An 18,303-nucleotide genomic window follows, 5' to 3' on the forward strand; every position below is an offset into this window, starting at 1 on the left:
ATTACGAACAAAATTTTCTATCATGTCTATCAATAGTAAAAGATGACCATCCATATCTATCATAGATTATCTTTTTTGCATCATCAATTAAGAAAAAGATGAATTGCAGAATTGAGGCTAATTCTAGCAAAGATGATGAAAATGTCATCTATGATGCCATCTAGATGATAAAAGATGGTTATCGATGAGTCTTTTTTGAAGAGATTTGGATTAATATTGTAAATCTCTATGAGGGAATTAAAATGAAAATTCATTTACTTTACATGAATGATTCCGCTATTTACCAAAAATTCTATTCCTTTGACAAAATCTGAATCAGTAATTTGATCATTTGCCCACCATTCTGCATTTGTTCTAACCCATATGGGAATTTCACCATTTGAAGTTACATCTTTTTGTTTTATTGGAACATTAATCATTCCTTCTGAAATTAAAAACTCTATTCCTGAAACAAATGAAGAATCATCTATAATTCCTTCAGACCACCACTTTACATTATTTTTAATCCAACTTGGAACTTTGACTGTTTCTTTTGATTCAACAATTGATGGCACTGTGGGTTTTGGTGAAACAGGGATTGATGTTTCATCTAACACAGAGAATGTCAATGTTATGCTGTCATAGTTTCTATATTTTGCTGAAAGTGTGTAATCTCCACTAGGAATTGAATTGTCTATTCTAAACTGGAGTGAGAATTGCCGATTTTCAAGAACATAAGAATCCATTTCTTCTATTTGACCGTCCGGAAATTGAATAGTTATCTTTGCACTTTGTCTGTCTGCATAAGATGCTTCAGTTACTTTTCCATGAAGTGTTACATATTGTATTTTCCCAGAATCTTTGTAATATTTGGAAGAATCTAGTGAAAATGACTCAAAACCACCCATATTTTTTGTCTCAAAGGTTGGAAACTCTTGAGGTGTTGTGGGTTTTGGGTCACCAAATCCCCAATATTGATAAATTTCTTTAACTTTGTCAATGTCTACTTTTCTGATTTGGTTTTTAGTCTCATCATAATGTACTGCCAGAGTCATTACAGATGGACTGGAATAAGGGTCAATACTCCACTGATAATTTTCATAAGGATCATCTGATTCATAATGCTCTAGACCTATTGCATGCCCAAATTCATGCGTAACCGTATTTCCCAATGCTTTTGAGCGTATAAGATCATCTTTGTAGCACCATTCCTGATATCGATAATTTCCTTCAGTCCATGTTCTACACACTTCCATATCTGTATAGACAATCTCAATCTGGCTTCTAGTACCATCAAACCAGTGCCATCCTGCTGCAGAATATTCAGGATCTAGTTTTACAAATCTAATTTCAACATCACAATACTGATTATCAAAATAAGGTTGATCATCCAATGAAATTATCTGAGTTTCAATATTCCATTTGTCTTTTTTTGTAAACTCAGTTACTTGCAATTCATACTGCCAGAACTTTACTCCTAACTCTGTTTCTTTAAGCCATGCATCAATTATTACATCTCTTGCATTTGGAACATATGGTTCATAGATACAAGTTATTGGTTGATTATAGAATCTGTTTTCTAGAATTTCATACGATACTTCACCAAATGCCTGCGATGTACCAGAAACAAAAATAATTCCAATTAGAATTCCAAACAGTAAAATTTTCAATTGTAAACTATTTTCCTAAAACCCAATCATAAATTACTTTGACTTGTTCCATGATTATGGTGTTAAGATTTGCAACTGTTGTTTCTAGCTCAGATACTTTATTTCGCAAGTCTTGATTTTCACGTTGTAGCTCACCAACTTTTGCTGATACATCATTAAAGTCAGATAGCACTTCAAGATACTTTGCTTGCCAATCAGTTCCAGATGAAGTTGGTGGTGTGTATGGAGTAGGTGTTGGGGGAGTATACGATGAACCACTTCCAACAAGAATCATTCCAGTCATCCATGGATGAACCATGCAAAAGTAAGGATACTCACCAGATCTTTTAGGACTCCATTCAAATGAACCTCCTGACATTAACAAGCTTGTATCAAAGAATCCATCAGGTCCAGCATCTCCATCACCAGATGTATAGGTATGAGCTGCAGAATCTGTATTAGTCATTCTGACTACGTCTCCAGTATTGATTGAAACAATCATTGGAGAATAACATCCTCCTCTTTCCTCACATCCTGGAGCCCCTGAGCCTGGAACAGCATCAATTGTTACTGTTTTTGCAAATGCTTCTTGCTGTAATGCAGAAAATGAAACTAGAATTATGAAAAGTATCAAAAAACCAAAAATTGCTTTCATGTTATTTTCATTTTTCTTATGAACTTAAGAGTATCGATTATTTTTCTAATATTGCAGATAATAAAATAAAAAAATTTTGATTGTTGGCAATATCCCGATATTGTTTATTGATAAATTTGTTAGATCTCTTTACCATCAAGTTGTGTTCCTGTTTTTTAGTTTTCTTTTAATTCCAACAATTACAATTGTAGGAATAACTGCATACATTCCTAGATTTAGAACAATCACACTGATCCCATAACCTAACACTTCTACTTCTGAAGTCATGTCAACATGATTCAAGATTGAAAGTGATGATATCATAGGAGTGATTGCAAGTTTTACTGCTTCTTTGAAAATTAGATTTTCTCTTTCATAATCAGCAATTGCAGGACTAAAAGAATAATAGAATTCATTAAAAGTATTCATGAAAGCAGAACCGTATTTAGTTTGTAAGAGTGAATTATCACGCAATTCTCTTAATTGTTGAACTTGAGGTGCTAGCTCTGAACCAAATGTTGCAGTAGCAATTAGACATCCTCCACCAGAAATCGATTGTGATGGTAATGAAAATTCAATGGATTTTAAGACAAGTTCAGCAGTCACTGAACCTAACAGTACATTAGCCATAGTAATTTTTGCGTCAAGTTCTAAAAGAACACCTGTTGTTTTGTCATGATATCGTTTGATTATGGATTCAGAAACAGTACCACTTTCATTTGTGGAAGATTTAGATTCTAAAACAAAGACTTCTCGTGAGTTTCCATCATATGTTCTAGTTATGATGTCTGTAACTCTGATTGTTCCATAATCATTATTCCCAACCCTATCTCCAACTTTGAGATTGGTAGGAACTACAAAATCAAACATTTGATTTGAGTTTTTTTCAATCCAAAAAGTGGCAACTCTGCTTTCTTTCCCAAATGCGCTCGCTGAAGATTGAACTTTTGCAGAAGATTCTGAGACTTCAAGAACTTCCATTTTAAGCCAATCTAAATCCTGGATAGAATAATCTTCAGAACCTGTAAAAGCCTGATTAGCCAACTGACCAACTAGAATCCGGATAAAATCATTATCAGAATCAACATTTACGTCCATTCTATATTTTACCCAATTGCCTGGTTGCACATTCATTTCAGCATTAGCAAGAATTGGAATGAAAAACAACAAAAGAATCAATCCAAAAATAATTGGGAACCTCACTCTTAATGTTCATGATTAGTCATATTTATGAAATTATGAATAAAATTCTATAAAAAATTTCTAAATGTTAGGGGGTTTAACCAAAAAGAAAATTCTCCATATGAGATTTTATTTTCAATTTTTGGAGCAAGTTTAGTGTACAAAAAGGCGGGTAACTTGTTGGCCTATATGTCAAAACATCAAAAATTAATAGTTAAAATTACAATTCTTAAAGAACTATTTGAATACACTTTTGAAATGTAGACAATGTAACTCTGATTTGGTAGAATCAAAAACACCTGGTGGAAACCCTATGTATCTTTGTAATGACAAATTTTGCAGTTTTTATAGAAAACATGCAGAAGTTGATAAAAATAATGATGTTCAAGACTAACTAGTCTAATTTCCTGATACTAATTCCCAAATAAATTCCAAGAATTCTTTTATCATGATTACTGTTATTAGAAAAAGTAGTTAATTTCATACCTAAACATTCATTGACAAATACTAAAGAAAATCTTATTTTAAATCTGATTTGATGCAATGCTTAGTAAAATGGATGCAATGAATATTGTATCTAAAATAACAAAGATGATTGTAGAATAAATCCAATCTGAAAGTATTTCAAATTCCAATCAGTTCTCTGCAACAATAACCACAAAATTCGTGCCTAAATGACATGATTAAGCATTATTGATAATAACAATGTGAAAGCCAATATGGACATGCTCTTTATCTTGGGATAGAATGGCATAGTCATAGGATGAACAACAGTACATCTAGGAAACACAATTTGGCAGCATTGACTTTCACATTATATGCTCTAATCCATTTTGATATTTAGCAATCACTTAACATTGTTAATTCACAAAAAATTAGGTGTTCTCACAGCATTTTCCTTTGGGGATGGCAAGATCATGGGGACATTTTCTTGGATGTTTTAGCATTGTGCATAATGCATCTGTAAATTGCTCATTCATATGATGCTCAATACCGCACACCATCTCTTCATCAATCTCCATTTTCAAAGAATCTTTCATCAATACCTCTAACAGTCTACTGTTTCTCATCATACTGGTTCCTATGTCCTTGCCTTCTTGAGTTAGACGTACTCCTGACTTGTTGTAAACTACAAGCTTTTTTTCATCTAATTTTTTTAGCATTTGAACTACACTTGGTTGTCTGACATTAAGCATTCTTGCAATTGTGCTTACTTTGGATTGTCCTTCTTTTTCTTTTATGTGCCAAATTGCCTTTAGATACATCTCTGTGTGCTCTAATTCGGCGGTTCCTACAAAAAGAGACTCTGAAATATGATTCATTTTTTTATATCACACTTGGTTTACTTCGTCTTGCCCTAGTTCTAAGTTTTGTCTTGCAACATGGGCATCTAAGGCTATTGGTTTCCATGAAAATTCCACAAAGTGTGCATCTTTTTTGCCCTCTTTCATACTTTTTTGAGTTTACGACTTTTTTTGATTGGATTAAGGAACATGTTCCATTACAAGCATATGCCAATTCTAAGCAAATCTTCTCCTACCAATCTGAAATTTTTCCAATCGCCACCAATCACTATTTTTCTTTTCAGCAAGATTTTTCCCTTCATCGTTTTTTTCTTTATCACTCATACCATAAATTACAAAAATCTTCTAATAAAATTAAATTAACATTGTTCAGTTTTTGCTAAATACTACATGATACAAGTAATTCCAGATGACTGGCCTAGAAAATTTTAATATCGACTTGTCTGCCAAGAATTTTAACAAAATGAATAAGACTCGATGTGATTTTAGGAGTGATTATTTTGTCTGATGACAGAAATGATATTATCCGTTCTATGGATGTTTTCATAGAAAAAATTCAGCATATTAGAGGTCTTATGCTTGGAGTTTCATTGTCTGCATTAATTCTGGCTCCCTTGGCAATAGGAATTTCATCGTATCTAATTACCCACCCAAAGTTTCTACATCTGATAGAAAGTGAACGCGATTTTTCATTAATGCTGGTGGTTTTGTTGGTGGTTGTCTTAGTTACCTCTGGAATATGGCTAGTTACAGGCTTGCAGCAATTCAGATCCTTGAGTTCATGGAATAAAAGATATTGTAACTATTTAGAAAAGAAAAGAGATTTGGATAATTCAATCTCTGCAAAATATAATCTTGATGAAGAGTAATATTGATTTTCTAGGAATTTTTATTCTTTCTTGGAAATAATTTTTCATAGGGGTCAATAATTTCCTGACAAAAATTCATTCCTTTCTCAGTTACCCTAAATACTGTAATTGTTCTTTTTCCTTCTTTATTTTCTGATCTTTGAATTAATTCATTATTTTCTAAATTATCTAAAATTGATTTGTGTTTTGAAATGTTTAATCCACAAAAACTAAACAATGCAGTCTGATTGAGTTCGCCATATTCAGACAATGTCAATATGATGTCTTTTACGATGTATATTTTATCCCTGTATTTTTTTGATACTGCCAATATGGTAATTTTGATTTTTTACTAGTTAAACTGTTGTGGGTTGATTGGCAATGTAACATTGTTAAGCAAGCCATTATAATCTCAAATTTTCCAGTTAGTTATGAAGTCAAAACTTAAAGTTGGAATAAAAAATATTTTCAAAAAAGATGAAAAATTTACTGATACTTGCAGGATTTGCAACCAAAAATTCTCTGATCCTGAACGTACAAAAAGACACATGATCAAAGCCCATTCCAAGCCTAACCGAGAAAAATAGTCTTGAAAAATTATGGTGAGAACAAAAAAATGTATTGTATGTGGAAGGGAATTTGAGCATTGGTGTGATGATGTCTGCTCTACAGAATGTTCGGGTAAATTAGAGCATTAAAATTATATTTTCTAAGTAGTTTTTCTTAAGATAAACTGCATCAGGGCTTCTTTGGAATAGTCTATTCCATGTTCATTTTCTGTATGTGCTCCAAACTCCTCAAGTACTTTTTCTGCATCCCCTTCTATACTGTAATCACATTCAAACCCATAATCACTGCAGTTTAATTTTACCAATTTTGATCTTGTAATGTCATTCTGTGTAATATACTGAACTTAACATTGTTCAGTTTTGTTAAAGTAAGAATTTCTTCCAATCTGCTTGAGATATATGAAACTCAAAATATTTAGAACCGATTCCTAGTTATTGAAATGAGGTCAAACATTTGATTGAAAAAAAGATAAAATTTTTGCTAGTTGTTTTGGGTGTTACAATGGCTATTTCTTTTCTATCTTGGTCTGGAATTGCATCCTTTGCAGATATGGATAAAGATGGAGTCATCGACTCATTTGATAACTGTCCTAACATCACTAATCCCGACCAGTTTGATTTTGATGGAGATAAAATAGGCAATGATTGTGATGTTGATGATGATAATGATAATGTTGTAGATGTCATCGATGCCTTTGATACCAATCCTACAGAATGGGCAGATTTTGATAATGATGGCACAGGTAACAATGCAGACATTGATGATGATAATGATAATGTTGTAGATGTCATCGATGCCTTTGATACCAATCCTACAGAATGGGCAGATTTTGATTTTGATGGAATTGGTGAAACACAAGATCCTGATGATGATAATGATGGAATTATAGATTTGAAAGATCTTACTCCTATACCAATTTCACAAAAACTAACTGAGAAATACTTGACCGATATTCAGAGATGTGCAATATTGGATAATGAAACTCCAAAACTATTGTGTTATTCTCAATTATTTTATGATTTAGAAATAAAAGAAGAAAATACCGTTGATACGCTAGAATTAGCATTAACATTAACCAAATTAGGAGCAGTAGGTGATTGTCATTTCACATCTCATGAAATAGGACATGCTGCCTTTGAAGAGAATCCAAATGTTTATGAAAACTTGAGGAATGTGGATGGTTCACTCTGTAGAGGTGGGTTTTATCATGGTGTAATGGCATCATACTTTCATGATTTACAAGAAAATGGTAATGATGTAGGTTCATACAAAACAATCTGTAATGACTTTATTGGAAGTCCAGATTATACAAAATGTGTTCACGGCTTAGGTCATGGATTGGTGCATTACTACTTGGATGATCTGAATAGTGCCATAAATGCATGTGATCAGATGTCATTTTATCAAAGTACAATTTGTGTTGGTGGTGTTTTTATGCAATATACTGATAATGAGCTTACTCGTTCCACTTTTCTCGAAGAATCCATTCAAGACATATGTCCCAAATCTGAACTTCGTATTTTTGATTATCAACAGTGTCGGGATAATTTAGGACTAAGTATTGCATTTCACACTAATCATAATCTTGAGGAAGGTTCCAATTTGTGTGACTTGATAGATGATGATGTGGGTAGACAATATTGCCATAGAGGATTAGAAAGAGAAATCAACGATGCAAAAGAGTACAAAGTATATGATCCTACAAAAGGAGTTAGAGAGCTAGTACAACCAACATGGATAAAGGAAAATGATTCAAACAAATGGATAGTGGACTTTCGCAGTCCTGCCAAAATTTCAGATTTTGCATATGATGAAAAAACAAAAATGATGCAATTTTCTTTTGACAGTCCTTACAGAATAATTATTTACATTTCAACTGATTTGCTTCCAGAAAATCCTACTGTGACAGTTAATGGTCAGATACAAAATAATTTGGAAATAAAACATGGACTGTATGATAACCATTCTATGATCAAAATTCTGCCTGATAATCCAGGTACAGTTGTAATTAATTGAGCAAGTATTTGTACTAAAATAATTGCAAAAAACAAGAATTCTCTAAATTGTTGATTATGCAGAAGCGTGAGGGAAAATATTGTGTCATTACTATCATGCTGAATCCTTGAAAACTATCATTGATTCTAATATTTTCCACTCAGATAGGAGTGCTTCTGCATAAACAAAATCTACTTTGTCATTATATATTGCAAACTTAACATTGTTCAGTTTTCTTAAAGTATTGATTTTTCTAATTATTGCTGTAAGGCAAATGGAAAAACACATGTTTGCTGTTCCTATTGGCTCTATAGTGTCTTTAGTTGTCTTATTTTTCTATCTAGGTAGTATTTGATGACTGATTATGCTGAAAATGTTGTTTGCATTGGAAAGATGGCTGTCAAAATATCTTCTTAAATTCCAAAAAAGAATACTACTGCTGCAATTATTACAAGTGCTCCTACAAAGATCAAAGGCTTTACTATTGAATATTGTGACATGTACAAAATACGTGAATAAGGCATATTTTCGATTAACATTGTTCATTCCCTATGTCTGAATGTGACTACATCTGAGTTTAAAATTGTAAGAATATGAAAACTATTGATAATTATGATAACTGTGCTACAAGTTTACAAAAACTGCCTCTGAGAAATATTATTTCACAAAAGTTACAGTTTTTTAGAGTTTAATTTTTTATTCATTTTGCATGCTTTTGAATTCTTGTGTCTCTCTTTGAAAATTTTTTCACTCATAGAATACCCGCATTCAGGACAAACAATTTTCTTAATTCTAGTATGTGATGTCATAAAACCTGCCTGATCTGAAATTAATGTTCCCTTTACTGATTTGCCCTGTTTTGATATTTAGAAATAACTTAACATTGTTAATTCATATGTCTGGATAGACTATATCAAAAAACAATTCAAATCCCTAACTGGTTCAATTTTTTAGAGATTCAAACTTTTCGTTTCGGACATTTTTTTGTATCACTATTCCAATTTTTTAGAATCTACATAGAAACTATTGGTGAACCTTATATGTTAAAAAAATTGTATTGGTAACATGAACAAGACTCTCTTGCCAGCATTACTAGCAGTAGCATCTGTTTTGTTAATTGGAACTGCAAGTTCTGCAATGGCAGACTCTGGTGATTCTGATGAATCCAAGAAAAGATGGATTCTATCCATTGGTGACTCTCAAGGAACTTTAGAAATCACTGAAAACACTGACAAGCGTGCATTAAAGTCTCAGGCAATACCTCTAGATCAGGCAGCATCAGGATATGAGGACATTTACAAAGCCAAACTTGGAAAAGCTGTAAACGATGATGGAAAACAGTACCTTGTTTGGAAGTTGATCAGCTACAACTATGATGAAGAATCTGATACAAAATCAAAGACCATCTATGTTCTTGACGCAGGAAATGGTGTGGAACTTACTGAACCCATCACCAAAGAAGGTGGTTCTTGTGGCAAAGATAAACATAAGACTTCTAGTGACAATGCATAACCTCTTTTCTTTTTGATAACCCATGAACAAGACTGATATTCTATTTTATACCGCCGCAGCAACTACTGCTATTGCAGGAATAATCCATATTGTGTTGGGATATGATTCAGGAAGACTCAACACACAGATTCTATTTCTTATTGGGGGTGCGACTCAAATCTTTTGGGCAATCCCGATGGCAAGAAAATGGGGACCTATATGGTATGGTGTGGGTCTTGGAGGAACAATTATCTTTATTCTAATTTGGGTAATTACTAGAATTCCTGAAAATTTCATTACAGGTCGAGGCGGCAGAATTAGTGATAATGGGATTTTAACTGAAGTATTCCAGTTTGCTTTTGTTGGAATTGTAATTGCTATTTTTGTGCTGAGTGGAAAACTATCAAAAACAAATCAAACGTTATAACTTGCAAAAACAACAAATTATTATGAACTGGAAAATTATTGCCCTCTCGACAATTATTGTATTTTCGTTATCTGTGTCAGAATCTTACTCTGAGGAACTAGACATAAAAGAATGGGACATTCCAACTCCTGACTCTGCACCCCATGATGTTGTAGTGGGACATGATGGAATGATATGGTTTACAGAGATTGGAACAAACAATATAGGAAAGTTTGATCCAAACACCGAACAGTTTTCAGAATATGTTATTCCGACAGAATCCTCAAGGCCTCATGGATTAGTTGTAGATAACCAAGGAAATGTCTGGTTTACTGAAGTTGGTGCAGGACAGATTGGAATGTTTGATCCAGTTACTGAAACCTTTGAAGAGTTTGCAACGCCTACTGCTGATTCTGGCCCACATACTCCAATCTTTGCTGATGATGATACATTATGGTTTACACAACAACGTGCATCTAAGATTGGAAAGATGGATACAACCACAGGTATTATTGAAGAGTTTCCAACAATAACTCCTTCTGCAAATCCTTATGGGATAATCACTGACAAACAAGGAAATGCATGGTTTGCAGAACTCAGAGGCCATAACATTGGCAAAGTTGACGCAAAAACTGGGGAAGTTACAGAATATTTGCCATTAACTGATGAAAGTGGTCCGCGAAGAATTGCAATAGATAGCAATGGAATGTTATGGTTTACACAGTACAATGTTGGCAAAATCTCAAAGTTTGATCCTAACACAGAGACAATGACTGAATTTGACACAAGTTCTGTATCATCTGGTCCTTATGCAATATGGGTTGATCCATTTGATAATGTATGGTTTAGCATGACTGGCACCTACAAAGTTGGCAAGTTTGATCAGTCTACAGAAACATTACACGAATATGATCTACCTTCACCTCAAACTCATATCAAGTTTATTCATATTGATAGTAAGGGAAACGTTTGGTTTCCAAATTATAACCACAACAAGATTGGCGTAATTCTTGCTAGTGCCTCAGCAAGTCAAGGCATTGCATATTTTCCTCCTCCATTAAAACAGATTCAGAATGGTGCAGAACCAACAAGTGTAACCTGTACTGAAGGGTTGGAATTGGTATTGAAATTCTCAAATGGCAATCCTGCATGCATAAGGCCATCCTCTGTTGAAAAGCTTACTGAACGTGGATGGGCAATTCATGTGTTACCCGATTATCAAAAAAATGAAAGCAACAACTCTGAGATATTTGCAATGGGAAACTTTGATGTATCTACGGAGAATGTAAATTATTTTGAAAATTCTCAAGGATATATTGCAAGACCTGTCATGGATGGAAATTATCCCAGCATTGTTATGATTCATGAATTTTGGGGGCTAAATGACAACATAAAACAGATGGCCGATAAATTGGCATCACACGGATATGTTGTATTTGCAGTTGACCTGTATGATGGAAAGGTAGGCAAAACAGCAGATGAGGCACGACAACTAAGAAGCTCATTTGAACAATCCCAATGGACTGATAATATGAGCACTGCCGTGACATACTTGGAAGAAAATTATTCTCCTTCTAGTATGGGTTCAATTGGATGGTGTTTTGGAGGGGGCCAATCACTGAATCTTGCACTAGATAATCCTGAAATGGATGCAACTGTAATCTATTATGGTCAGTTAGTGACTAATTCTGAAGATTTATCAAAGATCGACTGGCCAATACTTGGAATATTTGCCGAACTTGATAATGGAATTCCACCTGAAACTGTCAAAGAGTTTGAATCATCCCTGAATGACATAGGTGTGGAAAATGACATTACGATATATCCTGATGTGAATCATGCGTTTGCAAATCCATCTGGTGACAGATATGCCCCTGATGAAGCAATGGATGCATGGAACAAGACTCTGAAATTTTTTGAGCAAAACCTTAGTTGATTAGGCATTAAAAATACCTCTCTTATGTTTTAACTAGTTTTAATTTTTCTTTTGCAAGTAATTTTTCTACTTCGATCTTGTGAGGCTTACAGTATAATCCGTTTTCTACACATTCAGGACATCTTAGATATTTGTAATAATTAATCATGTTGCACCTCATCTCTCATTTGTTATAACACATCTCACCTGATTCCCCCATACAATGTGGTGTACTTTGATAGGAAAAATAACCCCATTGATCTTTAAATAATTTGCAAACTTTGTTTTTATCATGAATGGAACTAGCTGTGATAGTTGCTTTACAGGATATAGACCTGGTCAGTTAATCACATGTGATAAATGTGGAGATGAGTTTTGTGATATCTGCATCAAAAACCACAAACACTAATTCTGAATCTTTGTAAATTTGTAACATTGCAACATGATCCTGATTTTTATATCTAATGCTACTAGGATGAACAGATTGAAGATTATTATAAAAAATGGTGAATCAACTGATGTCTTTTCTGATGCTAGTGATGTATCTGTTCTCCCAAAAAGTAAACTAGTTAGAACATTTAATGAAGATGGCTCGTTGAATGAAGAATTTACGCTAGTTGACAAAACAATTGAGTTAAATGATGATCTTGAAAACGATAAAACTGAAATTATCGTAACTCTAAATGTTAGAAAATAATCATGCTCTTGATAAAAGAAACACTACTAGAATACTAAAGTAGACTAAATGTTTTGATTTGATATAGGTTCAAATCAAAATTCTCAAAAACAAGAGATATTCATGCCAAATTTCATCTTCTTTTATAACATAAACCTGTATACAAAACATGTCTTTTCGAAAATGCATTCATTGTGGACGAGAATATGAAAGTTTGACTGATGATTCTACATGTTCATCAAACTGTGCAAAAGAAGTAGGACAATAAATAAAATAAATTCAAAAAAATCAGGCCAATGCTTTATAGTAATTCTCTTGATTTGGAAATAATTTTGTAATATTCTGCATCTGGTTCTGTACTGATTAGCAAGAGTTCCTTTTTTTCAAGTGGGATTGTAATCATTGTAACTTTGTCATACTCTATCACTGCAGATTTTTCATTGCCTATTTTGTAGGATAGGTTTGTGTGTTTTTCAGATCTGTCCAATGTATAATGAATTGACATCATCATCTCGTCTTTGCTTAGGAATTTTTCTTCAGGATTCTTGGAAATACTTGCAATTAGTTCACTTTTTGCATTTGTAATTCCACAGAATCTAACTTTGGAGTCAAAATTTAATATGTCTTTGCATATGCTTTCGTAATCCATTTTTTTCCTATGTCAAAATTCTATTAATACTTGATCATAAAAATTTTTATAAAATTTGATTTCTATTACATTGTTTGAGAATAGATAATGTTAAGAAACGTCCAAATTTCTATTATTTTCAATTATTGTTTTGATTCTCTCTTTTGTATGGAAAAGTATTAGAATGAACTTTAACTTATGATGTGTGAGAATGCTAAACCATAACCATCCTGTATTATTTTATACGTCAAAGAATGTGTTATATGAAAAAATTATAGAATTCTTATCTGAAGGAATAAGAAATAACAAACGATGTATTTTTCTTACATCTCAACCTGACGAATCAAAAGTTTTTGATGATCTAAAAAAACTCCATGATCATGCAAAGATAATCAAATATTTTTCATACTTTTTCATGCCTGATCCAGTTGATTGCCCAATTCAATTTGAGAATAAAATAGATAAGATCAACAAACAAGTATTTGAAAAAAATTTTAATGGATATGTTGCATTTAATGTTCAAGGCAACGTTTCCAGATTTACCTCTGATTCACTTGCTAAAATTGAGAAAATTGAGAACTTTTTACATTCTATATCAAATGATGATGTAAAATTATTGTGCACACAAAATGTTTCAGAAAAAAATGAATCCTGCAGAGATATGATGTCTATGGCCTTGAAAACCCATGATTGTGCAATATATGAAAATACTGATGGAAGCATTTTGACACAACATTTACGCTAAATTTTTTACAGTAACAGAAAAATTTATCAAAGAAACACTAGGGGAGATTAGATTCTGTAAATTTGGTAAAATTTGATTTTCATCAAACCCTATAAGGTGCATTCTCTAACACATACTATGAAATTAATTTGGATGATAATCCCAATGCTTGTTTTAGGATATTTTGTAATGTCTGAATCTTTTGCCCAAGAAACAACCTCTGATGTAAATTTCTCACTTACTCAACAAGAACTCAAAGTCATGGTTGAAAACTGGATGAATAATCCTGATGACGATGATACAAATCAACGTCTAGAAATTATGAAAGCATATTATGCATTTGAAGAAACAGGACAGCAATTAACACATGATCAAGAAGGACTAGTCTTGATGAATCAAATCAGAAAGATGGTCAGTCTACAGATTCCAGTGGAAGAACTTAATGAATTACGAAACCAAGTTAGGGTCGAACTTGGATTGGAATTGCCATCTGAGGAAAAAATTTTCTATGTTGACTCTAATCTAGTTGATTGTGTTGGAGTGGGACCTATGAAATGCATGCAAATTCGTGAGGATCCTGATTCTAGCTGGCAGAACTTTTATGATTCAATTAATGGGTTTGATTATGCTGAAGGAAAGTCATACAAAATTTTAGTAAAAGTTACTGACGTTGAAAACCCTCCTGCAGATGCATCAAGTAAAAACTATGAATTAATTGAAATCTTGGACCAAAAATCATATGCAAAACACATTCCATACAATGGAGTATGTGCTCCAGGATTTGTTTCCCTTGGAGAAATTTGTGTTCTAAATGACAGATGTGGTCCTGGAATATATCCTGGCAAAGTCTGTGTTATGGATGGCGTAAAGCAATCATATCTTAGACCGTTACATCAGGGCAATGCTGGAATTGCCGCAAATGATGTAGTATGTGCAGATGATTTTAGATTACTTTTCAAACATGATATTACTCCTGCCTGTGTAAAGGATTCCTCTGTTGACAAATTTGTAGAACGTGGATGGAATTTAGAGCCTCCAGTTGTAGCATGTACGTTGGAATATGCCCCTGTATGTGGTGTAAATGAAAAGACGTATGGAAACATGTGTGCATTAAATGCAGATCATGTTGCAATAAAAAGTAAAGGTGAATGTAAGAGTACAATAGATGATGTATCTGAAATTTTTAATGATGCTTTGGAGTAATCTTAAAACAAATTCTAAATTCTTGCAACTTCTGCCTTGTACTTTTTGCATCTAGGTCTGGTTCTCAAACGATTGTGACAACAAGGGCACATAACTCCATCATAAAATACCCATTCATTACATTCTTGACATAACTTTTGTCCTAGTTGGTATCTTTTTCCAACTTTTGGTCTTTGTGCCTGAAATTCTTTGCATTTTCCAATGCATAATGGATGTGGTCCAGAATTCCGTGACATCATGCTGCCTCTAAAATTATTGGTCTGTAGTTCATATCAACTAGCCTGCAGATAGAATGAATCTGCTCATCAGACTCTCTCTTACAGTCTTTACATTCAAATTTTATTGGCGTTTTACATACAGAACAATTTTGTTTTACAATCAATTCTGTACCGCATTTTCTACAACTGTCTATCCTCATTTTATTTCTCCTATAGTATTGCGAGAACATGTGACAAAAAATTCACAGTTCTGTAACTTGTCTAGGGTGACAGTGTGTTCTCGCATGACATAATTACGTTATTTTTGATCATATACCTTGGTCAGCTAGGTAGCTGACCCGTAACTTTGGAGTCTTACCACACTCTATGTTCTACTAGTCCTAACTACTATCATGAAAACACAACAAATCTCAAACTGGGATAAAATGGTTCATGCTCCATTTAGAAAGGTCGTAAAATTTGACCTCATCTGCATGGCAATCGGTGCAGTAATGGGAATGGGTGCTGGTGCCTACTTTGTTGCTAGCGGTTTAATCAGCTAGCAACACAACTTCTTTTTTATAATAATTGATATGACTAAAAATATGAAATTCCAAACAATAGAACCATCTTACACTTCAAAGGATGGTTGTAGATTGGTTTGGCAGGGAATTGATGAGGATGACACTGATGTTGTAATATTAAACAAAGAAGAACTAGACAAACTCGTTGAGTTACTAAAACAAGACAAAACTGGTGAAGTAGAGCTAGAAGACCAAACAAGCTTTATTCGAATAAATTCTGATGTTATTCAGTTTAGTCTTTCTAATCATAGATTGCTTGAAGCAAAAACCACCACAATTCAAGAACAAGTATTGGAATTTGCAAAAATTCCCCATGAACCTCAGTATGTTTACATTGGAAGCAAAGAGTTCTATCCTTCAGTTTGGATTCGAGATGATTCCAAAGAACAAAGAGATACGCCACAAAAACCAAAACAATCCCTTATCCAGGCAATTTTGTCATCAGAGCCTGAAAAGATTAGGCAAGACCTATCTCCTACTGACTTGTTTCGAGTCTTTGCAACTAGACGTTCTACTAGAAAATTTGATAAAACCAAAGTCGAGGATTGGAAGATTGACAAAATTTTATCAGCTGCGGATGTTGCACCAACTGCTGGTAACTTTCAAGGATTTCAGGTATTTTTAATTAAAAACAAAGAAACCAAAGAGGCACTAGTGGAGGCTGCAAACAAGCAGCCATATGTCAATGCACCTGTTGTTTTGGTATTTTGTACAGATCCTGCAAGAGTGAATCTGAAATTTCCTCCCGATATTTTGGAGAAATTCTCACTACAAGATGCAACTATTGCTGCATCTTTTTCATTACTTGCAGCATCAGGAGTGGGTCTTAGTACCATATGGATAGGCATGTTTGATGAAGAAAAAGTAAAAAAGATTCTGGGAACTGACTTGAGACCATCATCTATTCTCTGTATTGGATATCCAGACAAGAAGAAACCTCCAAAGTCAAGAAGAAAACTCAAAGAACTAATCAAAGTAATCGAGTAATTTTCTGTAATCATTTTTATTCAATATTGAGGAATGGTAGCAATGACTGATCTTTTTGATGATACTGCAAACTATGTACTTGATTTGGCCAGTCCTCAAAGACTACAAATCATATTCAAGTTACTAGAAAAATCTACCACTCCAACAAAACTGGCAAAAGAAATTGGTGCAACAAAACAAGAAGTTCATAGAAACTTTACAAGATTAGAAGACAGCGGATTGATAGAAAAAAAAGTAGATGGGAATTACACATTGACTACATTTGGCAGAACAATCTGTACTCAGGTCCCGTCTGTTGTGTTTATCTCACAAAACAGAAAATATTTTGAAAAACATCATTTTGGTGAGGTTCCTCACAAATTTCAGATGCGTTGTGGCCAATTAGCCAATAGTACATACGTCAAAGGAGTATCCAAAGTACTTGAGCAGTGGAAAAATATCTACAAAAATTCTGATGAATACATCTATGAGGTTCTATCTGAGGTTCCATTGGATTTAATCGAACCTGTAGTAAAACGAATCAAAAAAGGCGTAAAATTTAGTTATATCTTTTCAGAGTCTGCAGTTGTTCCCAAAGGAAGAAAGGCATTGCTAAAGAAATTGGGATTTGATAAACTCATGGAAAAAGGTCTAATTGAAAGAAAGATGGAAAAAAATGTTCAGACAGTTATAGTTCTTAATGAAAAGGAGGCTTGTGTTATGTTTCCGACACTTGATGGTGAATCTGATATCAGTGCAATGTTTTACTCTGATGATGCAATGTTTCACGAGTGGTGTCTTGATTATTTTAGGTATTGCTGGTATGGCTCTGATGTTTTCAAAGAAAGTAAACTAAAAGAATAATCTATAATTTTTAACAGGCCAATTTCTTACGGGATGTATAAAAGTGGACATGGTGCATTTTTGAATACGGCATCAACTGTACTGTTGTAATACATTTTTTCAGCATGAGTTCCTAACTTTGATTTGCTCATTACTATCAGGTCTATGTTTTGTTCCTTTGAATATTCTATAATTGAGCGTGATTCAAGGTCACTTTTGATAATTTTGGAACTAGATGGAATGTCAAACCCTTCTGCTTCTTTTTTCAGTTCTTCGTGATATTTTTGAATCTTTTTTCTTTCCTGCTCGATTTCTTTTTTGTCTGATTTTGTTTTAAAAAACCCAAATGTTGCTTTATCATGTATGCATGACAAAAATATGATTTTAGAATTGTGTTTTTCAATTAGTGGAAATACTTTCTTTACAGCTTTTTTGCTGCTTGGAGTTGCATCATATGGAATCAAAATTTTTTTAATTTTCATATTGTTCATCAATCTTTGATTCTATTT

The 18,303-nt window shown here is 33.4% G+C and carries 25 protein-coding genes; 13 read left to right on the plus strand and 12 right to left on the minus strand.

Annotated features, from left to right (window positions below; all coding sequences use genetic code 11):
• Window positions 1–254: 254 nt before the first annotated feature.
• From ACQY22_RS06855 to ACQY22_RS06865, 3 genes are all read right to left on the minus strand, one after another.
• Complete coding sequence (locus ACQY22_RS06855) at window positions 255–1,649, minus strand: hypothetical protein (protein WP_428323955.1); 1,395 nt, start codon at window positions 1,647–1,649, stop codon at window positions 255–257.
• 7 nt (window positions 1,650–1,656) lie between these two features.
• Window positions 1,657–2,283, minus strand: coding sequence for a hypothetical protein (locus tag ACQY22_RS06860; protein ID WP_428323956.1), 627 nt, complete (start codon window positions 2,281–2,283; stop codon window positions 1,657–1,659).
• A 135-nt stretch (window positions 2,284–2,418) separates the two neighbouring features.
• Window positions 2,419–3,465: a CFI-box-CTERM domain-containing protein gene (locus tag ACQY22_RS06865; protein WP_428323957.1), complete on the minus strand. Its 1,047-nt coding sequence runs from the start codon at window positions 3,463–3,465 to the stop codon at window positions 2,419–2,421.
• Between the two features lie 232 nt (window positions 3,466–3,697).
• Here ACQY22_RS06865 and ACQY22_RS06870 point away from each other — a divergent pair, with 232 nt between their 5' ends.
• Window positions 3,698–3,838 (plus strand): hypothetical protein, encoded by a 141-nt coding sequence (locus ACQY22_RS06870; RefSeq protein WP_428323958.1) that lies wholly within the window; start codon window positions 3,698–3,700, stop codon window positions 3,836–3,838.
• Between the two features lie 481 nt (window positions 3,839–4,319).
• On the opposite strand, the gene ACQY22_RS06875 is transcribed toward ACQY22_RS06870, so the two are convergent.
• A complete protein-coding gene (locus ACQY22_RS06875; protein WP_428323959.1) occupies window positions 4,320–4,766 on the minus strand; it encodes a metal-dependent transcriptional regulator in 447 nt (148 codons plus the stop codon).
• 515 nt (window positions 4,767–5,281) lie between these two features.
• Between ACQY22_RS06875 and ACQY22_RS06880 the strand changes: the two genes are divergently transcribed.
• Window positions 5,282–5,617: a hypothetical protein gene (locus tag ACQY22_RS06880; RefSeq protein WP_428325536.1), complete on the plus strand. Its 336-nt coding sequence runs from the start codon at window positions 5,282–5,284 to the stop codon at window positions 5,615–5,617.
• 10 nt (window positions 5,618–5,627) lie between these two features.
• Here ACQY22_RS06880 and ACQY22_RS06885 read toward each other — a convergent pair whose 3' ends face one another.
• On the minus strand, window positions 5,628–5,927 hold the full coding sequence (locus ACQY22_RS06885) for a winged helix-turn-helix domain-containing protein (RefSeq protein WP_428323960.1): 300 nt from the start codon (window positions 5,925–5,927) through the stop codon (window positions 5,628–5,630).
• Window positions 5,928–6,027: 100 nt separating this feature from the next.
• Here ACQY22_RS06885 and ACQY22_RS06890 point away from each other — a divergent pair, with 100 nt between their 5' ends.
• Window positions 6,028–6,183 (plus strand): hypothetical protein, encoded by a 156-nt coding sequence (locus tag ACQY22_RS06890; protein ID WP_428323961.1) that lies wholly within the window; start codon window positions 6,028–6,030, stop codon window positions 6,181–6,183.
• Window positions 6,184–6,305: 122 nt separating this feature from the next.
• Here the strand turns inward: ACQY22_RS06890 and ACQY22_RS06895 are convergent, their stop codons facing one another.
• The gene (locus ACQY22_RS06895) at window positions 6,306–6,470 is read right to left on the minus strand and encodes a DUF1059 domain-containing protein (RefSeq protein ID WP_428323962.1); all 165 of its coding nucleotides are present in this window, start codon (window positions 6,468–6,470) and stop codon (window positions 6,306–6,308) included.
• A 197-nt stretch (window positions 6,471–6,667) separates the two neighbouring features.
• Between ACQY22_RS06895 and ACQY22_RS06900 the strand changes: the two genes are divergently transcribed.
• Entirely contained in the window at window positions 6,668–8,182 is a 1,515-nt protein-coding gene (locus ACQY22_RS06900) for a thrombospondin type 3 repeat-containing protein (protein WP_428323963.1), read from the plus strand.
• A gap of 392 nt (window positions 8,183–8,574) precedes the next feature.
• Here the strand turns inward: ACQY22_RS06900 and ACQY22_RS06905 are convergent, their stop codons facing one another.
• The gene (locus ACQY22_RS06905; RefSeq protein ID WP_428323964.1) at window positions 8,575–8,700 is read right to left on the minus strand and encodes a hypothetical protein; all 126 of its coding nucleotides are present in this window, start codon (window positions 8,698–8,700) and stop codon (window positions 8,575–8,577) included.
• A 526-nt stretch (window positions 8,701–9,226) separates the two neighbouring features.
• Here ACQY22_RS06905 and ACQY22_RS06910 point away from each other — a divergent pair.
• Genes ACQY22_RS06910 through ACQY22_RS06920 form a run of 3 tightly spaced genes read left to right on the plus strand, consistent with a single transcriptional unit; the run spans window position 9,227 to window position 11,994 of the window.
• Window positions 9,227–9,673, plus strand: coding sequence for a hypothetical protein (locus ACQY22_RS06910; RefSeq protein WP_428323965.1), 447 nt, complete (start codon window positions 9,227–9,229; stop codon window positions 9,671–9,673).
• A gap of 22 nt (window positions 9,674–9,695) precedes the next feature.
• Window positions 9,696–10,079 carry a hypothetical protein gene (locus ACQY22_RS06915; protein ID WP_428323966.1) on the plus strand — a complete coding sequence of 128 codons (384 nt, stop codon included), beginning with the start codon at window positions 9,696–9,698 and terminating at the stop codon, window positions 10,077–10,079.
• 22 nt (window positions 10,080–10,101) lie between these two features.
• The gene (locus ACQY22_RS06920) at window positions 10,102–11,994 is read left to right on the plus strand and encodes a virginiamycin B lyase family protein (RefSeq protein ID WP_428323967.1); all 1,893 of its coding nucleotides are present in this window, start codon (window positions 10,102–10,104) and stop codon (window positions 11,992–11,994) included.
• A gap of 22 nt (window positions 11,995–12,016) precedes the next feature.
• Here ACQY22_RS06920 and ACQY22_RS06925 read toward each other — a convergent pair whose 3' ends face one another.
• Entirely contained in the window at window positions 12,017–12,142 is a 126-nt protein-coding gene (locus ACQY22_RS06925; protein ID WP_428323968.1) for a hypothetical protein, read from the minus strand.
• Between the two features lie 306 nt (window positions 12,143–12,448).
• Between ACQY22_RS06925 and ACQY22_RS06930 the strand changes: the two genes are divergently transcribed.
• The gene (locus ACQY22_RS06930; RefSeq protein WP_428323969.1) at window positions 12,449–12,670 is read left to right on the plus strand and encodes a hypothetical protein; all 222 of its coding nucleotides are present in this window, start codon (window positions 12,449–12,451) and stop codon (window positions 12,668–12,670) included.
• Window positions 12,671–12,950: 280 nt separating this feature from the next.
• On the opposite strand, the gene ACQY22_RS06935 is transcribed toward ACQY22_RS06930, so the two are convergent.
• A complete protein-coding gene (locus tag ACQY22_RS06935; protein WP_428323970.1) occupies window positions 12,951–13,298 on the minus strand; it encodes a DUF6659 family protein in 348 nt (115 codons plus the stop codon).
• Window positions 13,299–13,488: 190 nt separating this feature from the next.
• On the opposite strand from ACQY22_RS06935, the gene ACQY22_RS06940 reads away from it, so the two are divergent.
• On the plus strand, window positions 13,489–14,022 hold the full coding sequence (locus tag ACQY22_RS06940) for an MEDS domain-containing protein (RefSeq protein WP_428323971.1): 534 nt from the start codon (window positions 13,489–13,491) through the stop codon (window positions 14,020–14,022).
• A gap of 117 nt (window positions 14,023–14,139) precedes the next feature.
• Window positions 14,140–15,204: a DUF4377 domain-containing protein gene (locus ACQY22_RS06945; protein ID WP_428323972.1), complete on the plus strand. Its 1,065-nt coding sequence runs from the start codon at window positions 14,140–14,142 to the stop codon at window positions 15,202–15,204.
• 14 nt (window positions 15,205–15,218) lie between these two features.
• Here the strand turns inward: ACQY22_RS06945 and ACQY22_RS06950 are convergent, their stop codons facing one another.
• Together ACQY22_RS06950 and ACQY22_RS06955 are read right to left on the minus strand one after the other, a co-directional pair.
• Complete coding sequence (locus ACQY22_RS06950; RefSeq protein ID WP_428323973.1) at window positions 15,219–15,443, minus strand: hypothetical protein; 225 nt, start codon at window positions 15,441–15,443, stop codon at window positions 15,219–15,221.
• Window positions 15,440–15,622, minus strand: a complete 183-nt coding sequence (locus tag ACQY22_RS06955) for a hypothetical protein (protein ID WP_428323974.1) — start codon at window positions 15,620–15,622, stop codon at window positions 15,440–15,442. Before ACQY22_RS06955 ends, ACQY22_RS06950 begins: the two co-directional genes overlap by 4 nt.
• Before the next feature lie 192 nt (window positions 15,623–15,814).
• Here ACQY22_RS06955 and ACQY22_RS06960 point away from each other — a divergent pair, with 192 nt between their 5' ends.
• From ACQY22_RS06960 to ACQY22_RS06970, 3 genes are read left to right on the plus strand one after another with little or no spacing between them, the layout of a single operon-like run.
• Window positions 15,815–15,964 carry a hypothetical protein gene (locus ACQY22_RS06960; protein ID WP_428323975.1) on the plus strand — a complete coding sequence of 50 codons (150 nt, stop codon included), beginning with the start codon at window positions 15,815–15,817 and terminating at the stop codon, window positions 15,962–15,964.
• Between the two features lie 42 nt (window positions 15,965–16,006).
• The gene (locus ACQY22_RS06965; protein WP_428323976.1) at window positions 16,007–16,972 is read left to right on the plus strand and encodes a nitroreductase family protein; all 966 of its coding nucleotides are present in this window, start codon (window positions 16,007–16,009) and stop codon (window positions 16,970–16,972) included.
• A 42-nt stretch (window positions 16,973–17,014) separates the two neighbouring features.
• Window positions 17,015–17,815, plus strand: coding sequence for a helix-turn-helix transcriptional regulator (locus tag ACQY22_RS06970; protein WP_428323977.1), 801 nt, complete (start codon window positions 17,015–17,017; stop codon window positions 17,813–17,815).
• A gap of 26 nt (window positions 17,816–17,841) precedes the next feature.
• Here the strand turns inward: ACQY22_RS06970 and ACQY22_RS06975 are convergent, their stop codons facing one another.
• Window positions 17,842–18,276 (minus strand): universal stress protein, encoded by a 435-nt coding sequence (locus ACQY22_RS06975; RefSeq protein ID WP_428323978.1) that lies wholly within the window; start codon window positions 18,274–18,276, stop codon window positions 17,842–17,844.
• Window positions 18,277–18,303: the final 27 nt, after the last annotated feature.

Origin of the sequence: Candidatus Nitrosopumilus sp., assembly GCF_965263415.1 — an archaeon.
In the GTDB taxonomy this organism is placed as follows: Archaea; Thermoproteota; Nitrososphaeria; order Nitrososphaerales; family Nitrosopumilaceae; genus Nitrosopumilus.

Coding starts and splice junctions, on each gene's coding strand:
- ACQY22_RS06860 (WP_428323956.1), bottom strand. CDS start 2,283: ATGAAAGCAATTTTTGGTTTTTTGATACTTTTCATAATTCTAGTTTCA.
- ACQY22_RS06875 (WP_428323959.1), bottom strand. CDS start 4,766: ATGAATCATATTTCAGAGTCTCTTTTTGTAGGAACCGCCGAATTAGAG.
- ACQY22_RS06880 (WP_428325536.1), top strand. CDS start 5,282: ATGGATGTTTTCATAGAAAAAATTCAGCATATTAGAGGTCTTATGCTT.
- ACQY22_RS06890 (WP_428323961.1), top strand. CDS start 6,028: ATGAAGTCAAAACTTAAAGTTGGAATAAAAAATATTTTCAAAAAAGAT.
- ACQY22_RS06900 (WP_428323963.1), top strand. CDS start 6,668: ATGGCTATTTCTTTTCTATCTTGGTCTGGAATTGCATCCTTTGCAGAT.
- ACQY22_RS06905 (WP_428323964.1), bottom strand. CDS start 8,700: ATGTTAATCGAAAATATGCCTTATTCACGTATTTTGTACATGTCACAA.
- ACQY22_RS06910 (WP_428323965.1), top strand. CDS start 9,227: ATGAACAAGACTCTCTTGCCAGCATTACTAGCAGTAGCATCTGTTTTG.
- ACQY22_RS06915 (WP_428323966.1), top strand. CDS start 9,696: ATGAACAAGACTGATATTCTATTTTATACCGCCGCAGCAACTACTGCT.
- ACQY22_RS06920 (WP_428323967.1), top strand. CDS start 10,102: ATGAACTGGAAAATTATTGCCCTCTCGACAATTATTGTATTTTCGTTA.
- ACQY22_RS06925 (WP_428323968.1), bottom strand. CDS start 12,142: ATGATTAATTATTACAAATATCTAAGATGTCCTGAATGTGTAGAAAAC.
- ACQY22_RS06930 (WP_428323969.1), top strand. CDS start 12,449: ATGAACAGATTGAAGATTATTATAAAAAATGGTGAATCAACTGATGTC.
- ACQY22_RS06935 (WP_428323970.1), bottom strand. CDS start 13,298: ATGGATTACGAAAGCATATGCAAAGACATATTAAATTTTGACTCCAAA.
- ACQY22_RS06940 (WP_428323971.1), top strand. CDS start 13,489: ATGCTAAACCATAACCATCCTGTATTATTTTATACGTCAAAGAATGTG.
- ACQY22_RS06945 (WP_428323972.1), top strand. CDS start 14,140: ATGAAATTAATTTGGATGATAATCCCAATGCTTGTTTTAGGATATTTT.
- ACQY22_RS06950 (WP_428323973.1), bottom strand. CDS start 15,443: ATGATGTCACGGAATTCTGGACCACATCCATTATGCATTGGAAAATGC.
- ACQY22_RS06955 (WP_428323974.1), bottom strand. CDS start 15,622: ATGAGGATAGACAGTTGTAGAAAATGCGGTACAGAATTGATTGTAAAA.
- ACQY22_RS06960 (WP_428323975.1), top strand. CDS start 15,815: ATGAAAACACAACAAATCTCAAACTGGGATAAAATGGTTCATGCTCCA.
- ACQY22_RS06965 (WP_428323976.1), top strand. CDS start 16,007: ATGAAATTCCAAACAATAGAACCATCTTACACTTCAAAGGATGGTTGT.
- ACQY22_RS06970 (WP_428323977.1), top strand. CDS start 17,015: ATGACTGATCTTTTTGATGATACTGCAAACTATGTACTTGATTTGGCC.
- ACQY22_RS06975 (WP_428323978.1), bottom strand. CDS start 18,276: ATGAAAATTAAAAAAATTTTGATTCCATATGATGCAACTCCAAGCAGC.